Origin of the sequence: Nocardia sp. NBC_00565, from assembly GCF_036345915.1 — a bacterium.
GTDB lineage: Bacteria > Actinomycetota > Actinomycetes > Mycobacteriales > Mycobacteriaceae > Nocardia.
Window position 1 is genome coordinate 3,657,324 of the sequence record NZ_CP107785.1, and the last position, 18,573, is coordinate 3,675,896.

The following is an 18,573-nucleotide window of genomic DNA, read 5'->3' on the forward strand; positions in this document are numbered from 1 at the left end:
GGCAGCCCGTACACCACCGCGAACGACGCCGCGGTGAGCAGTACCGCCACCCGTGACGATCTGCATGGCGCTCAGGGCGACCGCCGGGCCGTCACCGAGCGCGAAACCGCTGAAGAACACGGTCCCCAGAACGGCTACGCGGGCGCGCCAGGACGGCAGCTACGAAGACGAGATGCGCAAACTACACCGCACTGAACTGAGCGAGCCGGTCCGGACACAACTTCGGGGCTGTGCGAAGGTTCGCACAGCCCCGGGTGGTCGTCACCTACAAGTACCTGGCACCCTCGTCTCGAGTCCGACGGCATTGCCCGGTTGCTCGGAGGCCAGTTGTCACGGCTGCCCCGGCAGCAGCCGCAGAAAGAGCGCTTCGGCGTCGGCCAGCGTCTCGTCTCCGTCGAGCAGGCTGCCGGTGATCCAGGTCTTGCGGCCCTCGATGGCGTCGATCGAGGCCGTCACCCGCAGTGGCCGCCCGACGGGGGTGATCTTCCGGTAGTTCACCTTCAGAAAGGCCGTCCGCGACCCTGGCTGCGCCGCCGTGCTGACGAAAATCCCGAGCACGTCGTCGAACAGCAGCGGGATCATCCCTCCGTGCACCGCACCGTTGCCACCCAGATGAGCCTGGGTGAACGTGACAGTCGCAGTCAGCCTGCGATCGTCGGACTCGTCCACCCGATAGGGAATCAACGACGGATGTCTCCCGCCTCCGGACGGACCCGGCCTGCGCGCCAGACGCTGCTTCTCGTCCGCACCGAAAGCAGTGAGACGCTCTGTCGCAGAACGAAACTCCGCACTGAGTGCGGCAGCGATATCGGGGGGTGGCGCCGATGCCGCAAGGGCCGACTGCATATCCCGGAACGCGTCGACGAGTTCGGCATACGCCGGAGGCGCCGAAGTCGGGACTTGCCCCACCTCGGCGGTGGTCTCGCTCATCGCTGGATCAGCCGTTCTGCCAGTACCGTCACGTCACGACGGAAATCCTCGAAACTTCGGCTGGCAGGTTCGACGCTTATCCAAGACACCCCGGCATCGGCGTAATCGTCCAGTTTCGGCGCGAGCGCGGAACAGAACGCCTCCGAATCACCGGTGCGGAGCAGGTTCTTCTCGAACGGAACGAACGACACGTCGATCGCTGACTTGTCGAGGTCGGCTCGGCTCTTGTTCAGTTCACCGATCTGCTTCGCCAACGATTCGATGTCTTCCAATGGAGGAGTCTTCGTGATCGCGGCCATCTCGGCGGACTGCCCGATCGGCATCCAACCGTCGGCGAGCTCGGTCACACGTCGGCGTGCGGCCTTGCTGTTTCCCCCGATCCAGATCGGGGGCCCACCCTCGGTCGCGGGCAGCGGCAGCGAGAGGTGATCGCGTACGCCGAATTCCGGCCCGTCGTGCTCGGTCCCCACCCAGGTCGCCCGCATGGCTGCGATCGCCTCGTCGAGCAGCTTGCCGCGCCGGGTGAAATCTGCTCCCAGCGCGTCGAATTCGGACTTCAGGTAACCCGCCGCTATCCCTAGCGTGAACCTACCGCCCGACAGCAGATCGAGACTGGCCGCCGCCTTCGCGCCGAGGTATGGACTGCGATATCCGGCGACCATGACGTACGTGATCAGCCGAATACGCGACGTCGCCTGCGCTGCCATACTCAACGCTACGAACGGATCGAAGGCATGGTGGCCGCCGGTCGACAACCATTCCTTGTCCGGATACGGATGTTCGCTCATCGCGATACCATCGAAGCCCGCATCTTCGACCAATCGGGCGACCTCGCCGAGACTGCTGTCGCCGATCCATCGTGTGTAATGCTTGACCGCGCGCATCGGGAATATCAGATTGAACCTCATGTGTTCGCTCATTTCAACAGCTCTCGGGCGATGACGACGCGCTGCACCTCGGTGGCGCCCTCGCCCAGACGCTTCACCCTGAGGTCGCGGAACCATCGCTCCAGCGGAAGCTCGTCGGACAGCCCGAGCGCTCCGTGTATCTGTATGCAGCGGTCGATCACGTCGTAGGCCTTCTCGGTGCCGTACATCTTCGCGATCGATGCGTCGACCTTGACGTCCTTACCCAGATCGGCGTTCCACGCCGCTTGGTACATGAGCAGGCGCGCGGCGCGCAATTCCACCTCGGATTCGACCAGCATCCACTGAATTCCCTGCTTGTCGGCCAACTTTCCGCCGAACACGTCGCGATCCTTGGCCCATCGGCACGCCATGTCGAGTGCCAGCTGGGCGATTCCGATCGGCCCTGCGGGGTAGATGATTCGACTGTGTACGAGAAAGTCGCTGGCCAACGCGAAGCCGCAGCCTTCTTCGCCGACGAGATTGCCTACCGGAACGCGGACATCGTCGAAGTGCAGTTCGTACGGCGAGAACGAGGCGACCACGCCGATGCGGCTGAAAGCCAATCCGGGAGAGCCGTTCTCGACGATGAAACACGAGATTCCGTCGCGGCCTTCGCCGGTGCGGGCATAGACGACGCCCCAGTCCGCGTTCTGCGCATGCGAAGTCCACATCTTGCTGCCGTTCAGCACGTAGTGATCACCGTCGCGAACAGCTTTGAGCTTGATGGCGCGAGCTGGGTCGGAGCCACCGGATGCCTCGCTGATGGCGGTGTACGCCTTGGTCATCGTGCCGTCGATGATCGGCCGCGCGAACTTCTCGAACTGTACGTCGGTCGCCTTGAACATGATGTTCGGAGGGTTGCCGCCGAACGCCCCGAGAGCTGGAAAGAAGGCTCCCATACGACATTTCGCCGCTTCTTCCGCAACGACTGCCTGACCCAACACACTGAGTCCGGCTCCACCGAACTCTTCGGGAGTCTGTAGGGCCCACAACCCTAGAGCACGCGCTTTGGCCTGCAACGGAAGAAGCTGTTCGCGCGGCAGGCCTGCGACGTCGTGCGCCAAGGAGTCCTCGAGTGGACGTACCTCGGTGTCCATGAATCGGCGTACCGTCTCGCGGAGCAGCCGAAACTCCTCCGGGAGCTCCCAGGCACCTGTGACGGATGTCTGTTCGATGGTCGTCATCGACGCGGTATCTACGCTTTCGCACCGAAGCGGCGGGCGCGAGCGTTCTCGAGCTGTGGATGATGGTTCGCGTCGTACTGGGCGATCCAGTCAGCAGGCAGTTTGCCCCACGCTTCGCCGATGCGCAGACGCTGGCCGTCGTTGAGGATCTCCGACGCCACGACGTCACCGACGAAGATCGAGCTCTCCTCGACGTCGAGCGTGCCCATTACGCGAGCCTCGACGTAGCTGTGCGCGTCGAGCAGGATCGGAGCTCCGGTCGTCCCCATCTTGGTACGAAGCTTGCCGATCTTGTCACCGTCCCGCCCCGAACTACCGCCGAGCGTCATCAGAATCTCGAGTGACTTCTGCATCTGTTCTTCTTCGGCGCTGAGCATGTGCATGACGAAAATGCCCGAGTTCGAGACCATGTCGTGGGTCTTGTTGTACTTGGTGAGGCTGATCGTCGCGCGGGGCGCCTCGGGAATGATGCTCGCCGAGCCTGCCGACAGCGACATCAGACCGTTGGCGAATCCGCCGTCGACGGTGGTGATGGCAACGGGAAACGGGCGCAAACCGGCGAGTACACGGTTGGCGACCGCGGGATCGTAGGACATTGGAATCTCTTTTCTATGGATATGATTCGGTCGATTCGAGGGCAGCATCGAGATAGTCGAGGAGGTTCGCGGTGAAGATGTCGTTGTCGTCTCCGGCAACCATGTGGCCCGCGTCTCGGACATCCACGATCTGCGCATGCGGAATCAGCTCGCGCATCTCGGCGACCCCGTCGTCGGAAACGACATCCGACTCCTTGCCCCGCACCAGAAGCACGGGACCGGCGATCCTTCGAGCAGCGCGCTTGGAGCGTTCATAGATGGCGGCGCTGACCGGGGTGTCGAGAGTGTCCAGTTCAACGTTCATCGAGTCGCCCCTCTCTCCGGAGACCAGCCGAGATGATCACTTCGTCGCCGCAGGAACCCGCAACACGATGGCGCCTGCTTGGCCACCACCCGCGCACATCGCCGCGACGGCGTATCCGCCACCGCGGCGTCCCAATTCGTACATCGAGCTGATAACCATTCGAGCGCCCGACGCGGCCACCGGATGTCCGAGGCTGCAACCACTGCCGCTCACGTTGACGATCGATTCATCGATGCCGAGCTTCTTGCACGCCGCGACCGGCACCGAAGCGAACGCCTCGTTGATCTCCCACAGCGCCACGTCGGCGACGGTGATACCCGCGCGATCGAGGACCTTGGGAATGACATCCAGCACGGCCAGTCCCGTCAGCGCGGGATCGATCGCCGTTGCGGCCCAGGCCTCGACCGTCGCCAGCACCGGGAGTCCCTGTTCGGCAGCGAGGTCACTGCCGACCACCATGACAGCGGCAGCCGCGTCGTTCACACCGCTGGCATTGCCCGCGGTGATCGAGAAGCCTTCGATCTCGGGGTGCAGCACCTTCAAGCCCGCAAGCTTCTCGAGGCTGGAGTCACGCCGAGGATGCTCGTCGACGGCGAACTCCTTGCGGGTGCCGTCGGCCTGGAGTACCCGCACGGGCACGATCTCGTCGACGAAAGCACCCGCATCGATCGCGGCGATCGCACGCTGGTGCGACCGAAAAGCCCAGGCGTCCATCTCTTCCCGCGTGAGGTCGACTTCCTCGGCCGTGTTCCAGCCGACCGTGATGGACATGTCCATATTCGGTGCTTCGACCGTGTTCGGGTGCGTCGGCGGCATCCACTTCTCGGTGACCTCGTCGACCCGCCCCGGCGTACGCCACGTCTGGATCGGGCTCGTCGATGTCGATTGCGTACCACCGGCGATGATCACCCGCTCCGCACCGGAGATGACCTGGCCCGCAGCGTTGCCGATCGCGGTCAGCCCACCGGCGCAGTGTCGATTGACGGCTTGGCCGGGCACCTGCGACATGCCGAGTACCACAGCAGCGTGCCGGGCCATGTCACCGCCGCCGTAGTTGGACTCGGCGAGAATGATGTCGTCGATCTGAGAGACGTCGAGCCCGGAGCGTTGTCGCACCTCGGCGACCACGATCTCAGCGAGTTCCATCGCGCTGGTGTCGCGCAGCGTGCCACGGAACGCAGTGCCGATCGCGGTGCGCGCACCGGCGACGATGACCGCATCGATCTTGTCAGCCATAGTTGTATCCTCCGCAGTGGTGATGGTCAGCCGAGCGTGAACGGATCGCGGGTCGCACCGGTGAGTTCCACCCAGATGGCCTTGGTTTCGGTGAAATCCTTGACCGCGTCGATGCCGTTCTCCCGGCCGATGCCGCTGGATCCGACGCCTCCGAACGGCACACTGGGCGCGACCGCGCGGTACGCGTTGACCCAGATGGTTCCCGCGCGGAGCCGACCGGCGATCCGGTGCGCGCGATGGACGTCTTTGGTCCAGACTGCCCCCGCCAGGCCGAATTCGGTTCCGTTCGCGGCGGCGACGGCCTCGTCCTCGTCAGTGAACGTGGAGACCACGAGCACCGGACCGAAGATCTCCTCGACGACAGCGCGCATGTCCGAGGTGACGTTCGTCAGCACCGTGGGCTTGACGAAGTATCCGCCGAGTTCGCTCGAGGCCGCACCTCCGTAGGCAATCGTGGCGCCCTGCTCCTTGGCGGATTCGAAGTGCGAGAGCACCTTTCGATATTGTGGCTCGTTCGATACCGGACCCATCTCCGTCTTCGGATCCTTCGGGTCGCCGAGCACGATCGTCGAGGCCCGATCGACGATCTTGGCGACCAATTCCTCGGCAACGCTTTCGTGCACCAGCAAGCGGCTGCCGGCGAGGCAGGTCTGGCCGGTAGCGGCGAAGATTCCGGAGATCACGCCGTTGGAAGCTGCGTCGAGGTCCGCGTCGGGAAAGACCACTTGAGCTGATTTTCCGCCGAGCTCGAGGGTGAACCGGGTCATGTTCGCCAGAGCGGCGTGCCCCACTTTGATTCCGGTCCCGGTCGATCCGGTGAACGCGATCTTATCGACGTCAGGGTGCGCGGCCAGTGCGGCCCCGGTCTCGGGTCCCCAGCCGGTGACGACGTTGATCACGCCAGGTGGGAAGCCGGCCTCCTCGAACAGCTTCGCGAACGCGACCGTCGAGGCCGGTGTGTGATCGCTCGGTTTGACCACGAACGTGCACCCGGCAGCGAGGCCCGCGGCCAATTTCCAGCTCAGCAACAGCAGCGGCGAATTCCAGGGCGTAATCGCGCCGACGACGCCGACCGGTTCATGCTTGGTGTAGACAAGGTAATTCGGTTTGTCGGTCGGAACGACCGCACCCTCGAGCTTGTCGGCCATGCCAGCGTAATAGTAGTAGTAATCCGGCAGGCTCTTCATCTGACCGGACATCTCACGCAACAGTTTTCCGCCGTCGCGTACCTCGAGCTCAGCCAAGTTCTCGGCCTCACGCGCGATGATGTCGCCGAGTTTCCACAGCAGTTTGCCGCGGGCCGTCGCCGTCAGCCGACCCCACGGACCATCGAGCGCGGCACGGGCGGCCCGGACCGCACGGTCGATGTCGGCGGCCGAACCGTCGGACACTCTGGCCCACGGCACCGCCGAATACGGGTCGGTGCTGTCGTAGGTACGCCCGGAATCCGACTCGACGTCCTCTCCACCGATCAGCAACGAGAAACGAGCGAGCTCGGTCTCGGCGGGGACGGGGTATCCACTACTGCTGCTCAATTCGAGCCTCCCTTGAATGACATCACGCATGTCGATACTCAACGGAATCGAGGTGCGCGCTTGGTCTTGCGCGAGTCGGTGCGACCTTCCCCCGGATTGCCGATCTGCGTGTACGACAGTCCGTGTCGCTTTGCCATCGAGGGGCTCATATCGATCGACTCCCAGATCGCGCGCACGGTTCCCTGAATTGCCTCGGGCCGACGAGCAGCGATCTCGGTGGCCAGCCGATGCGCACGGGTTCGCAGTTCCGAAGTCGGCGTCACCTCGGTGACGATCCCGGCCCGCAGTGCCGTGTCCGCGGTCATACGTTCGTCGCTACCGAGCAGCGCCCATCGCATCACCTCGCCGAATGCGACGCCGCGAGCGAGCATTCCGATCGGCTCCAACGAGGAGACCATGCCACCATTGGCGTGCGGGTCGAAGAACGTCGCGTCCTCGGAACAGATCACGATGTCGGATTCGTTGATGAAGTACATCGCCCCGCCCGCGGCCATGCCCTGCACCGCGCAGATCACCGGCTTCCAGACGCGATGGTGCCGAGGCCCGAGCGATACGCCGGGATCTTCCTGATTCCACCGGTTGCGGTCGGCCCACCACGCTCCCGCGCTCAGATCGACTCCGGTGCAGAACGCGCGTTCTCCGTTGGCGCGCAGCACTGCCACGTGGATGTCGTCATCGTCACGAACTCGCGCCCACACCCGAATCATTTCCCCGGCCATGGCCTCGTTGAAGCAGTTCAGGCGATCGGGACGATTCAACGTGATCGTCGCTATGTGCTCGGCCACCTCGAATTCGATGGTGGTGAACTCGGTGCGGGCACTGTCGGAGGTCATGGCTGCCACCTTCTCGTCGTACCGAGTGAGTGTGTATCGCTGTCGCAGCACCGGTTTGGAGATCTTGCCCAGTGAATTGCGGGGAATGGCATCCACCACTTCCACCTGTTCGGGGAACTTGCGAATATTCAAGGTCGTGGTCCGTAGGTAGTGCCGCACCGACTCGAGTGTGGGTGTGTTGCTGTGGTCGGCCGCAACCACCACCGCGCACACCCGCTCCCCCGATACCGCATCGGGAAGGCCGATCACGGTGAGATCCGCGATCATCGGATCACCGATCAACGTCTCCTCGACCTCACGTGCGGAGATGTTCTCCATCTTCCGCACAATGATGTCCTTGATCCGTCCCGTCACCGCGAGCCGACCGTCGCCGTCGACATAGCCCAGATCGCCACTGCGAAAAAAGCCGTGCGCGTCGATTGCACCCGCGTCGAGCGCACTGTCGACGTACCCACGGAAGAGTTGCGGCCCACGGACGCGGATTTCGCCGATCTCACCGGTGTCCGCCACCCGCTCGCCATCGCAGACGATCCGCACCTCGCCGCCTTCACCGGGGATGCCCTCGCATTCCGCGTGTTGGACGGCGGTGTCATGTGGGGTGCCCCACGTGATGTAGGGGCACTCGGTCATCCCGTAGCCCGAGATGATTCCCACGCCTCCGAGCAACTTCCTCGCCTGGTCGCTGAGGGACCGGGGCCTACCGGAACCGCCCCCGAGAGTGGCTCGCGAATCCTGGAACAGTGGGGCAGCTCCGCGTTCCTCGGCTATCCGCAGGTACTCGTTGGTGAACGGCAGCCCCGACCCCACCAGAGTCACGCGGGCCTCGATGAGTTGGTCGGCATTGCGTTCCGGATCGAAGACCGCGCTCACGATCAGCGAATGCCCGACGAGGAACGCATGCAGCAGGTGTGCGATACCGCCGACGTGAGCGATGGGCACGAAAGCCGCGCAGCGATCCTCCGGTCGGACCTCGAGGTTGGAAACGAATGTCCTTGCCGCAGCGATCAATCCGCGATCAGTGTGTTTGACCCCCTTCGGAGCGGCTGTAGTCCCCGAGGTGTAGAAGATCCAATCGATCGCGTCCTCGCCTCGATCGGACCGATCGTAGGGCGGAAGTTGTGTTGGATCACCCAGTTCCCAGGCGTCGTCGACCACCAGCACCTCGAGCCCCTCGACGGAGGCCTTCACCCGTTCTGCCATGTCGCCGTGCGCGAATCCACGGAACTCGCGGGGAACGATCAACAGCGAGGTGTGTACCTGATCGGTGATGAACTCGACGTCGGCGTCGCGCAACATCGGAATGATCGGGTTCTGAATCGCACCCAGACGGGAGAGCGCCGCGACCATCGCCATGGTGTCGATGCTGCTGGGCATCTGCCACGACACCACGTCGCCGGGCCGAACCCCCTTGGCGTACAACGTCGCCGCGATACCCTCGGACAGTTCGCGGAAGCCACCGAACGTGCAGTGCCGACGGTGCTCGTCCACGGCGAATTCCGCCTCGCGACCGACCTCGGCTCGACCGGTGACCAACTCCCACACCGTCGCCGCGCTCAGCATCTCGCTGGGCCCCGCACCAAGGCCGTCCACCATTTCCCTCGTCATCGCCGGGCCCTTATCCGGCTGCTACTGCGCGAAGATCGTCGGCGATGACGCGCTTGAGAATTTTGCCGGCCGGACCCAGCGGAAACTCGCTTCGGAACACGAAACGTCGAGGCTGCTTGTATCCGGCGAGCTCGGACCGGCAGAGCGCGGTGAGTTCGGCAGTGACCGCCTCGACGTCGATATCGCCGCGTGGTACCACCACGGCGACAGGAGTCTCACCCCACTCGGGATCCGGAACACCTACGACCGCCACCATTTCCACGGCACCGTGGTGCCCGATGACGCGTTCGATCTCCGCCGGATAGACGTTGAATCCGCCCGAGATGATCATGTCGGTCTTCCGGCCGGTGATGTGCAGGTACCGCTCGTCGTCGAGGAACCCGAGATCGCCGGACCACAGACCCGTGGGCCGGAAGGTCTGCGAGGTCTGCTCGGCTCGGTTCCAGTAACCGACCGCGTTGGCATCGGATTCGATGACGATCTCACCGATCTCACCGGCCGGGAGTTCCGCACCGTCGGCGTCGACGATGCGAATCGAGACCATCGGCGTCTCCTGACCACAGGAGGTGAGGATCGACGTCTTGCCCGCGACCATGTCTCGATGGTCCTGCGGCGTGAGAATCGTTGCTTGGCCACCACATTCGGTGAGTCCGTACCGCTGTTGCAGGTCGCAGCCGAGCAGGTCCATCGCCTTGCGCGCCAAGCCGGGAGGGACCGGTGACGAGCCGTAGCTGATCCGGCGCAGACTCGACATGTCGCGAGCGGGGCCGTCCTCGAGGATGCGCAGTGTGCGCTGGAGCATCGTGGGAATGAATGTGGTGAAGGTGACTCCGCTGCGCTCGATCTCGTCGATGACCGCCTGCGGGTCGAACCTCTTGTGGATCACCATCGTCTGTCCGAGATACGTCCACGACACGGTGCGGACCATCCCGCCCGCCGTGAAGAACGGCGTGGTGGCCAAGAAGACATCCGACCGGTTTCCCTCGGTGACCAGGTTGGTGTCGACCGCCTGCGCGAGCAGTGCGCGGTGCGTGTTCACCACGCCCTTGGACCTGCCCGTGGTGCCACTGGTGTAGAGCACGAACAAGATGTCGTCCGGGTCTACCGACGGCAACACGGCGTGCTGCCCCCGGTACAGGGCGGTGTCGTATTCTTGTCCGACAGCGGAATTCACGTCGTCATCGCTGCCGATCCTGACGATCAGGTCGAGGTCGACGAGCTCAGCGCCGAACCGCTCGATCTGGTCGGTGTGCACGATCGCCGCGCGTGCCCCGGAATCGTCGCGCACATGGACCAACTCGTCGGGCGCCAGGCGTATGTTCACCGGCACCGCCACCAGTCCCGCCTTGGCCAACGCGAACGTCGCCTCGGGCCACTCGAGGCAGTTGCGCGCGATCACGAGCACGCGGTCGCCCTTCCGCAAGCCTTGGTCGACGAGATAACGGGCCAACCGACCGGCCCGCTCGTCCACCATCGACCACGTGTGCGTGCGTCCGCCCTCGACCACTGCGGTCTTTTCCGGATATCGCCGCGCGTTGTTCCGCGGAATGTCGCCTACCAGCACAGTTCCTCGCAAGTATTCTCGGGAAGGTTCGCACCTTCGGTGTATCGGTCGGTAGTCCGTTCAGATCAGGAACGCGAGAGTGTCGAGCGGTCCCCCCGCACCGACGAGATGCACTGTCTTGGAAACGAGTTCGAATCCGACGTCGGTGCGGCGCACGGTATGGATCACGCGTCCGGCCCAGATGCGTTGGGTGTGGCGATACTCGAACACCACGAAGTTCGAACCCACCGTCACCGTGTCCTCGGTGGTCTCCAGGACCTCCATGTTGCTCAGCATGCGTCGCATGACCGACGGTGGCGTCTGCGAGTGCCGATTTCCGGTATTGAGCTGCGCGACACGAGACTTGATGCGTCGACGGTTGTCGTAGATGTAGGACAGTTGTGTCCGCGGATCGGTATCCGGATGCATCGGCACCCAGTAGAGTGCGTCGTCGGCCCACAGCAATTCCCACTCGGAGTACCGTCCCTCGTCTGCCAGGCGGGACTCCAGATACAGGAAGCCGGCCACATCGGCGTCCGGCGCGGGCAGCGGTGTCAATGTGCTCGCGACATCGGCCGCGGCTTCGGTGCCGGTGTCTTCGGTGGTGGTCACAGTCGGATCTCCTGTCCCACGACGGCGGCCCACTGACGGTAGAACCCGCGCTGAGGAGTTTCCGCACTCTTGTCGCTGTTCACGATGCCGGTCTCGTCGGTCTCGTCGGTCTCGAGGCCGCGCGACAGGCGAAGCCATTCGGGATCCCGCGCGGCGAGCCCGGCCTGGTTGCGCATCCCGATCTCGCCGTCGTCCGCTATGAGGAATCCGGCGGGCCCCATCGCGCCTTCGGAGCGACGCAGTGTGCGCTCGTTCAACCTGTCCTGTCCGGGGATCATCACCGCGGTGGTGTACGCGATCGTCCGGTCCACATCGATGGGCTCGACGTACATCACGTTCATCTCGGCCAGGAAGAGATTCGGCCAGATGAGGGTGTGCGCGGGTCCCACCACGAGCGCGTCGTGCGCCTTCTCCGCGCCGTGCGCCTGCTCCAGCGCGGCAACGTATTCCGCCAGCTTCTCCCGCGGCGTACGTCCGTACCAGACGAATTCCTCGTCCAGCTTTCGGTATTCGGCGGAGTAGTCGATCTCGGAGTGTCCGTCGCCGATATCTCGTACCACCACCTCGACCTTGGAGGGAATGTGCGAGACCTTCGCTGGCTTGATGGCGTCGTAGACCGACGCGTGTGTGAACAGGGCGTGATAGCCGTCGACGTTGTTCTCCACCACCATCTTCCAGTTCGCGTGGTGCAGGTGCTTCATCCAGTTCGACCGCAGGTCGATCGTGCCGGTGGGCGACAAGTCCAGGACGCGGTCGATCGCTCTCGTGGCACCGCCGAGGTGTTCCTTCAGCGACACGCCGTCGGCGGACAGGGACGCGAAGAGGAAGCCGCCGTAGCTGTCGACGCGCGGAGCCTCGGCCATGCCCAGTTCCGAGCGCACCTTCTTGAACGCGTCACCGTAGCCGTTCCGCATGGGAACCGCCGCCAGCGAGCCGTCGTTGGAGAAGGTCCAACCGTGGTAGGGGCACCGAAAGTTGCTGGCGTTACCCGATTCCGCGTTGCACAGCTTGTTGGCACGGTGCGAGCAACGATTCAGCAGGACGCGCACGACGCCGTCCTTCCCGCGCACCACGACGACGGGATCGTGGCCGATGACGCGAGTCAGGTAGTCCCCCTCCTCGCTCACCTCGCTCTCGTGGGCCACGTACACCCAGCCGGTGCGGAAAATGGTGTCCATCTCCCGCTGGAAGATCTCCGGAGAGGTGTACACCGATCCGTGTACTCGGTCGCCTTGCACAACGTCTGCGACGTCGAACGTGTCCGAGTTCTGCGCAGCGTGCAGCGGCGCCGAACGAGCCACCGTCGGTTCGAGTGTGGTCATGGGCGGGCCTCCGTATCGAGTGGAGCGGGATTGATGCGGGCAGCAGGAATCGAGACGCCGCCGAGTGTGCGAAATCCGATGAGCACGGCGTCACCGATTCGCGGCGCCGTCGAAGTGGGGTCGATCGTCGTCATGATCAGCCGGTGACCACCGGCCAGTTCCACATCGATGATCGGGTACGGCGTGGTCGCCGTGACCAATCCGGCTTCGAGACGGTGCATCAGGGTGGACGAGTGGACAATTCCCACGAGTTCGGTTGATCGCCAATCCTTTTCGAACGAGCCGCACCGATCACACACCTGTTGTTCGAGATCGAGCGGGACGTCGCAGCGGACGCAGAAGGGCAGCACCAACTCGCCGCGAGCCGCTCCGTCGTACAGCGGGGCCATCGGATCCCCGTCGGACTGTGGCGCCAGCCCGTCATCGAGAAGCCAGTCGGTCGCCGTGTCGGTTTCGGTGGTGACGGTCATGCGGCACGCTCGAGCACGAGTGCGGCGTGGTGGTCGACGCGGCCACCGATGCCACCCACCAAGGCGGTATTCGCACCGTCCACCTGACGCTCGCCGCCCTGGCCGCGCAGTTGCACGACAGCCTCGGACAACGGCGTCATCCCCTGAAGGTAGAAGCCGGAGAGCTGGCCGCCGCCCGTATTGGTCGGCAGTACACCGCCCGGGCCGGTTTCGCCGGCCCGGACGAAATCACCGGCCCTGGCACCGCCGGTCAGGTCGTACTCCTCGAGCAGCATCAGCGTCACCGCCGAGAAGGGGTCGTAGAGCTGGGCGGCGTCGAGATCGCCGCGGGTCATTCCGGCTTCGGCCAACGCGTCGTCCACGGCACGGCGACCACCGCCGAACCAGGATTCGCGGCCGGACCGTCGGTGACGAACCGGGTGATCACGCCCGACTCCCCGAATCGTGACGCGTGGGCCGGTGCCGATCGCCGGGTCCGCGGTGACGACGACCGCGACAGCACCGTTGACCGGTCGTGCGCAATCGAGTCGGCGCAGTGGTTCGGCGATCATCGGGCTGGCGTAGTACCCGTCACGGTCGAGCGGGGAACGCACGACGGCGTCGGGGTTGCGCTGCGCCCAGTCGCGGGTGGTGGTGGCGACGGCGCAGAGATCGTCGGCGCTTCCCCCGCTGGTGTGCATCCAGCGGTTGGTCAGCAGCGCATAGGTCGGTACGGAGCCGAGTACGCCGGACGCGCGTTCGAGGCCGCGTGCACCGCTGCGACCACCGCTGTGCGCGTACGTCGAGCCCGCGGCCTTACCCACGGTGAGGGGCGCGTCGGCGAACACGCAGACCACCGCCCGAGCCGCTCCGGACGCGACCGCGCCACGCGCGTGCTGAATCATCGCGATGGTTGTCGCGCCTTTGATTTCGATGTGTTCGAGCAGTCGTAGGTCGCCGAATCCGCCCTGACCGGCAAACGCCACTCCGAGACGGTCCGGGCGAATGCCCTGTGACGAACCAACCAGCAGGCCGTCGATGTCGGAGAGGTCGAGACCAGCGTCGGTAACCGCCGAGCGAGTCGCGGTGCAGGCGAGCACCAGTGGAGATGCGCCGGGTGTCAACGACATCTGGGTCATTCCGAAGCCCACGATCGCGGGAGTGGTCATCGGACGGATCCCCGGATCGGGCCCGAGGACCGATCTCGACGCTCATCGCGATAGTTGCCCACCCGGATCCATTCCTCGCGATCCTCGGGTGTGGCGAGGCACAGACTTGCCAACTCGAGCGGCGACAAGAAGACGTGGTCGCCGGTTTCGGCATCCTCGACCAGCAGGCGCGGACCGTTGCCCGTGTCATCCAGCGAGACGCGAACCACCGCGAACTCGTTGGACAACTGCGCCAGGTGCCGCCGCCTGGCCGGGCGGCGAACCGTTACTTCGTCAGACATTGACCTCAACTCTTTCGATGACCAGGCGGGCGGTCGACCAACTCACGCAGCGGCATGCCGATCGAGGTAACCACCCTCATATGCACATCGTATGCGAGTGTCAGAAACAATGCTGTCGATCGACGGGTTTCATCCAACCCATCGGATACTCTCCCAGTTCAGCGCGTTGGACTGATGGGCTACGAAGATGCACACTATGAATAGTTTCGCATCGAACGGGTACAGAGCGTCAGACCACATCGACCGCTGACGGCGAACTCGGCAACACGGAAGGCTCCCGATGACAGAGACCACGACCGCCGCTCCAGCCACACCGGACTCCGTGGTGGGCACCGTCGACTACCAGAGCATCTGGGGCTATCTCCGCGAGCTCGAGTTCCGTCAGGGCTTCCTCGTTGTCGACAACGTCAGGACCCGATACGCCGAAGCGGGTTCTCCGGACAAGCCGCACGCGATCCTGCTGCACGGCACCGGTGGGCACTGGGAGACGTTCGCACCCAACCTTGCCGCGCTCAGCGAGCACTATCACTGCGTCGCAGTCGATCTCGTGGGCAACGGCTTTTCCGACAAACCAGACTACGACTACGAGATCGCCGTATACGTTCGCCAAATCGTGGCTGTCATGGATCGATTCGGTATGGACAAAGCTCACTTCATCGGCATGTCTCTCGGCGCGTGGGTATCCGCCGCCGTCGCTGTCGAGCACCCCACTCGCGTGCACAAGCTGATTCTGATGTCTCCCGCGGGGCTGGTCGCCACCGCGTCGAACATGGCCAGAATTCGCGCCGAACGCACTGCGGCCGTCGAGAATCCGACATGGGAGTCCATTCACAAGGTCTTCGAACATCTCATCGCAGACGAGTCGCGCCGCCTTCCGGACCTGATCGCTCTGCGCCAGGCCATCTATCGCCGCGAGGACACGCGCGCCTCGATCGAGCACCTGCTGATCCTGCAAGACGCGGCGGCCCGCGACCGCAATCTGATCCCGGAGCAGAAGTGGGCGACCATCACCGCTCCGACCATGATCGTGGCGTCGGGCAAGGACCACGGCGAGTACCAGAGCACCGCGCGAACGGTCGCACGATTGATCCCGAACTCCGAGATCTTCGAAATGGCCGACGTGCGCCACTGGCCGCACTTCGAGGATCCGGACAGTTTCAATCCGGCGGCTCTCACATTCCTCGCGAAATCCGCGCAAGCCGATGGGTGAGACGCTGGGCGAGTCCGCCGTCGCCGACACCGCGGCACGTCTCTACGACGCCGAGAAGACCCGTTCGGCCATCGGGCAACTGTCGCTGCGGTATCCGGCCATGACGATCGAGGACGCCTACGCCGTGCAACGCGCCCTCGTCGATCTGAAGATCGCGGACGGACGCGCCGTTCGGGGACACAAGATCGGACTCACCTCCAAGGTCATGCAGCGTGCGGTCTCGATCTCGGAGCCGGACTACGGCGTGTTGTTCGACGACATGTTCTTCGACGACGGCGGTGTGGTCCCGGTCGGACGCTTCATTCGTCCGCGCGTCGAGGTGGAACTCGCCTTCGTGCTCGGCGAGACACTGAAGGGCCCGGGAGTCACCCTGTACGACGTACTGCGCGCAAGCGAATACGTCACCCCGGCCCTCGAGATCCTCGACGCACGGGTCCAGATGAGCGATCCGGCCACCGGCCATCTCCGTACGATCGTCGACACCATCGCCGACAATGCCGCCGATGCCGGAATCGTGCTCGGCGGCAACGTCGTTCGCCCACTCGATGTCGACCTGCGGTGGGTGGGGGCCCTGCTGCTGCGCAACGCCGCGATCGAGGAGTCGGGACTGGCGGCCGCCGTGCTCAATCACCCCGCGAACGGTGTGGCCTGGCTGGCCAACCGCCTGGCGCCGCACGACGTCGCGCTGCAAGCGGGCGAGATCATCCTCGCGGGGTCGTTCACCAAGCCGGTGTTCGCCGAGCCCGGGGACACGTTCGTGGCGGACTACGGCCCACTCGGAACGGTGTCGATCTACTTCGAACGCGAGGGCCGATGACGCCGGCGAACCGGTGGCGCGACGCACTCCAGGGCGCTGCGCCGCAAATCGGCATGTGGATCGCCTCCGGCAATGCCTACAGCGCCGAGATCTGCGCGGGGTCCGGGGTGGACTGGTTGATGCTCGACCAGGAGCACGTGCCCAACGACCTACGTTCGACACTCGCCCAGTTGCAGGCCGTCGCCGCCTATCCAGTCGAGGTCCTGGTGCGGCCCGCATCCGGCGACCCGGTCGTGATCAAGCAACTACTCGACATCGGTGTCACCAACTTGATCGTGCCGATGGTCGAGTCGGCCGAGCAGGCCGCTGCGCTGGTGGCGTCGACGCGCTACCCACCGAACGGCATCCGAGGGGTCGGCAGCGCTCTCGCGCGCGCCTCCCGCTGGAATCGCACTTCTGACTATCTGACCACCGCGGACGACAGCATCTCCCTGACCGTACAGGTCGAGTCCGTCGCCGGACTCGACGCGGTAGAGGACATCGCGTCGATGCCGGGAGTCGATGCGGTGTTCATCGGACCTGCCGACCTTGCCGCGTCAATGGGGCATCTCGGTAGGCCGCAGATTCCCGAGGTTGTCAACGCCGTAGAGCAGGCTGTTTCAGACATCGTCGCCTGTGGCACCGCGGCCGGGGTCAACGCGTTCGACGAGACGATCGCCCGAAGGTACATGGCGGCCGGAGCTCGGTTCGTTCTCGTCGGTGCCGACGTCACGATCCTCGCCCGTGGCAGCGAGGCGCTCGCGCAGCGTTACCGCGACACGGAAGACACCTCGTCGAATACTTCAATCTGACACTAGTGTCACTTATACTCGTGTGTAGACGGACTGCGGATCGCACACGATTCGCCGCTATGGAAGGCCCGAAGATGGACTTGGACTTCACGAAGGAGCAGGTGGAGTTCCGCGACCAGGTACGTACATGGTTGGACGAGAACAAACCGCGCGAGGTGCGCCCGCGCGACAGTGCGGGGATCCGTGAATACGACATGGCATGGCAACACACGCAGTGGAAAGGCGGTTGGGCCGGCATCTCTTGGCCCACCGAGTACGGCGGCCGCGGCCTGACACTGTTGCAGCAATTGATCTGGTACGAGGAGTACGCCGCCCGTGGATTTCCGGGCATCGACGCGAACTTCGTCGGACTCAGTCACGCCGGGCCGACGCTGATCACCCGCGCCCGCGAAGACCAGAAGGCCTTCCACCTGCCGAAGATCCTCAAGGGTGAAGTTGTCTGGTGTCAGGGCTTCTCCGAACCGGAAGCCGGATCGGATCTGGCCTCGCTGAAGATGAAGGCGACCGTGGACGGCGATTCGCTCGTGGTGAGCGGGCAGAAGATCTGGACGAGTTTCGCGATGAGCGCCGACTACCAGGAGTTGCTGGTACGGACCGATAACACCGGCAGCAAGCACAAGGGCATCACCTGGGTGATCTGCGACATGAGCAGCCCCGGCATCGAGGTGCGCCCGATCCGAACGATCGAGGGTGGCGAGGAATTCTGCGAAGTCTTCTACGACGACGTCCGAATTCCCCTCACCAACATCGTCGGCGACATGGGATCCGGATGGAGCGTAGCGATGTCCACGCTTTCCTTCGAGCGCGGAACAGCATTTACCGCCAACCAGGTGCGCCTGTCGAAAGTCGTCGAGGACCTGATCGAGTTCGCCCGCGATCACGTTGGCCCCGACGGGCACCGCGCCGCCATCAAGGATGACGAGGTATCCCGTCGTCTGGCCCGAGCACGGGCGTCGGTGGCCTCGCTGCGCGCGATGACCTATGTCGGCATCTGCGAGAACCTCGAGTCGGATACGCCAGGCCCGCGGGGCTCGATGCTCAAGCTGCACTACGCCGACCTGTGCAAAGAGGTGGCCGCTTTGGCAATGGACATCGTCGGAGTCGACGCGTTGCGGGATTCGTCCCGCTGGGATCGGAACGGGTGGGTGGGCTACTACCTGTACTCGTTTTCCCAGTCGATCGGTGGAGGAACGTCGGAGATTCAGCGCAACATCATCGGGGAGCGCGTCCTCGGTCTCCCACGATGAA

At 64.4% G+C, this 18,573-nt stretch carries 18 protein-coding genes and 1 pseudogene; 4 read left to right on the top strand and 15 right to left on the bottom strand.

Translation table 11 applies throughout. From position 1 onward, the window contains the following. Positions 1-330: 330 nt before the first annotated feature. The 15 genes and pseudogenes from OG874_RS17410 to OG874_RS17480 form a co-directional block, all read right to left on the bottom strand. Positions 331-930 carry a PaaI family thioesterase gene (locus OG874_RS17410; protein ID WP_330256183.1) on the bottom strand — a complete coding sequence of 200 codons (600 nt, stop codon included), beginning with the start codon at positions 928-930 and terminating at the stop codon, positions 331-333. Next, a complete protein-coding gene (locus OG874_RS17415; RefSeq protein ID WP_330256184.1) occupies positions 927-1,838 on the bottom strand; it encodes an LLM class F420-dependent oxidoreductase in 912 nt (303 codons plus the stop codon). Before OG874_RS17415 ends, OG874_RS17410 begins: the two co-directional genes overlap by 4 nt. A gap of 8 nt (positions 1,839-1,846) precedes the next feature. Continuing rightward, positions 1,847-3,022 carry an acyl-CoA dehydrogenase family protein gene (locus OG874_RS17420; protein ID WP_330256185.1) on the bottom strand — a complete coding sequence of 392 codons (1,176 nt, stop codon included), beginning with the start codon at positions 3,020-3,022 and terminating at the stop codon, positions 1,847-1,849. A gap of 11 nt (positions 3,023-3,033) precedes the next feature. Next, entirely contained in the window at positions 3,034-3,618 is a 585-nt protein-coding gene (locus OG874_RS17425) for a flavin reductase family protein (protein WP_330256186.1), read from the bottom strand. A 13-nt stretch (positions 3,619-3,631) separates the two neighbouring features. Next, positions 3,632-3,922: an alpha/beta fold hydrolase gene (locus tag OG874_RS17430; RefSeq protein ID WP_330256187.1), complete on the bottom strand. Its 291-nt coding sequence runs from the start codon at positions 3,920-3,922 to the stop codon at positions 3,632-3,634. A 36-nt stretch (positions 3,923-3,958) separates the two neighbouring features. Continuing rightward, positions 3,959-5,158, bottom strand: coding sequence for a thiolase family protein (locus tag OG874_RS17435; RefSeq protein ID WP_330256188.1), 1,200 nt, complete (start codon positions 5,156-5,158; stop codon positions 3,959-3,961). A gap of 26 nt (positions 5,159-5,184) precedes the next feature. Further along, complete coding sequence (locus OG874_RS17440) at positions 5,185-6,693, bottom strand: aldehyde dehydrogenase (RefSeq protein WP_330256189.1); 1,509 nt, start codon at positions 6,691-6,693, stop codon at positions 5,185-5,187. A 38-nt stretch (positions 6,694-6,731) separates the two neighbouring features. Further along, positions 6,732-7,526, bottom strand: a complete 795-nt coding sequence (locus tag OG874_RS17445) for an enoyl-CoA hydratase/isomerase family protein (RefSeq protein ID WP_330257320.1) — start codon at positions 7,524-7,526, stop codon at positions 6,732-6,734. Positions 7,527-7,649: 123 nt separating this feature from the next. Then, a pseudogene (locus OG874_RS17450) lies at positions 7,650-9,131 on the bottom strand (AMP-binding protein); the annotation flags it as partial. 10 nt (positions 9,132-9,141) lie between these two features. Then, entirely contained in the window at positions 9,142-10,695 is a 1,554-nt protein-coding gene (locus OG874_RS17455; protein WP_330256190.1) for a class I adenylate-forming enzyme family protein, read from the bottom strand. Between the two features lie 60 nt (positions 10,696-10,755). Further along, entirely contained in the window at positions 10,756-11,286 is a 531-nt protein-coding gene (locus tag OG874_RS17460) for an aromatic-ring-hydroxylating dioxygenase subunit beta (protein ID WP_330256191.1), read from the bottom strand. Next, a complete protein-coding gene (locus OG874_RS17465; protein WP_330256192.1) occupies positions 11,283-12,608 on the bottom strand; it encodes an aromatic ring-hydroxylating oxygenase subunit alpha in 1,326 nt (441 codons plus the stop codon). Before OG874_RS17465 ends, OG874_RS17460 begins: the two co-directional genes overlap by 4 nt. Then, positions 12,605-13,078 (bottom strand): Zn-ribbon domain-containing OB-fold protein, encoded by a 474-nt coding sequence (locus OG874_RS17470; protein ID WP_330256193.1) that lies wholly within the window; start codon positions 13,076-13,078, stop codon positions 12,605-12,607. Before OG874_RS17470 ends, OG874_RS17465 begins: the two co-directional genes overlap by 4 nt. Further along, positions 13,075-14,226, bottom strand: a complete 1,152-nt coding sequence (locus OG874_RS17475; protein WP_330256194.1) for a thiolase family protein — start codon at positions 14,224-14,226, stop codon at positions 13,075-13,077. Before OG874_RS17475 ends, OG874_RS17470 begins: the two co-directional genes overlap by 4 nt. Beyond that, the gene (locus tag OG874_RS17480; protein ID WP_330256195.1) at positions 14,223-14,507 is read right to left on the bottom strand and encodes a hypothetical protein; all 285 of its coding nucleotides are present in this window, start codon (positions 14,505-14,507) and stop codon (positions 14,223-14,225) included. Before OG874_RS17480 ends, OG874_RS17475 begins: the two co-directional genes overlap by 4 nt. Positions 14,508-14,787: 280 nt before the next feature. Here OG874_RS17480 and OG874_RS17485 point away from each other — a divergent pair, with 280 nt between their 5' ends. The 4 genes from OG874_RS17485 (at position 14,788) to OG874_RS17500 (ending at position 18,572) form a co-directional block, all read left to right on the top strand. Further along, positions 14,788-15,717, top strand: coding sequence for an alpha/beta fold hydrolase (locus OG874_RS17485; RefSeq protein WP_330256196.1), 930 nt, complete (start codon positions 14,788-14,790; stop codon positions 15,715-15,717). Continuing rightward, positions 15,710-16,534, top strand: coding sequence for a 2-oxo-hept-4-ene-1,7-dioate hydratase (hpaH, locus tag OG874_RS17490; protein WP_330256197.1), 825 nt, complete (start codon positions 15,710-15,712; stop codon positions 16,532-16,534). The genes OG874_RS17485 and hpaH overlap by 8 nt, the downstream gene beginning before the upstream one ends. Next, positions 16,531-17,325: an aldolase/citrate lyase family protein gene (locus OG874_RS17495; RefSeq protein WP_330256198.1), complete on the top strand. Its 795-nt coding sequence runs from the start codon at positions 16,531-16,533 to the stop codon at positions 17,323-17,325. The genes hpaH and OG874_RS17495 overlap by 4 nt, the downstream gene beginning before the upstream one ends. 74 nt (positions 17,326-17,399) lie before the next feature. Then, the gene (locus OG874_RS17500) at positions 17,400-18,572 is read left to right on the top strand and encodes an acyl-CoA dehydrogenase family protein (RefSeq protein WP_330257321.1); all 1,173 of its coding nucleotides are present in this window, start codon (positions 17,400-17,402) and stop codon (positions 18,570-18,572) included. Position 18,573 lies beyond the last annotated feature (1 nt).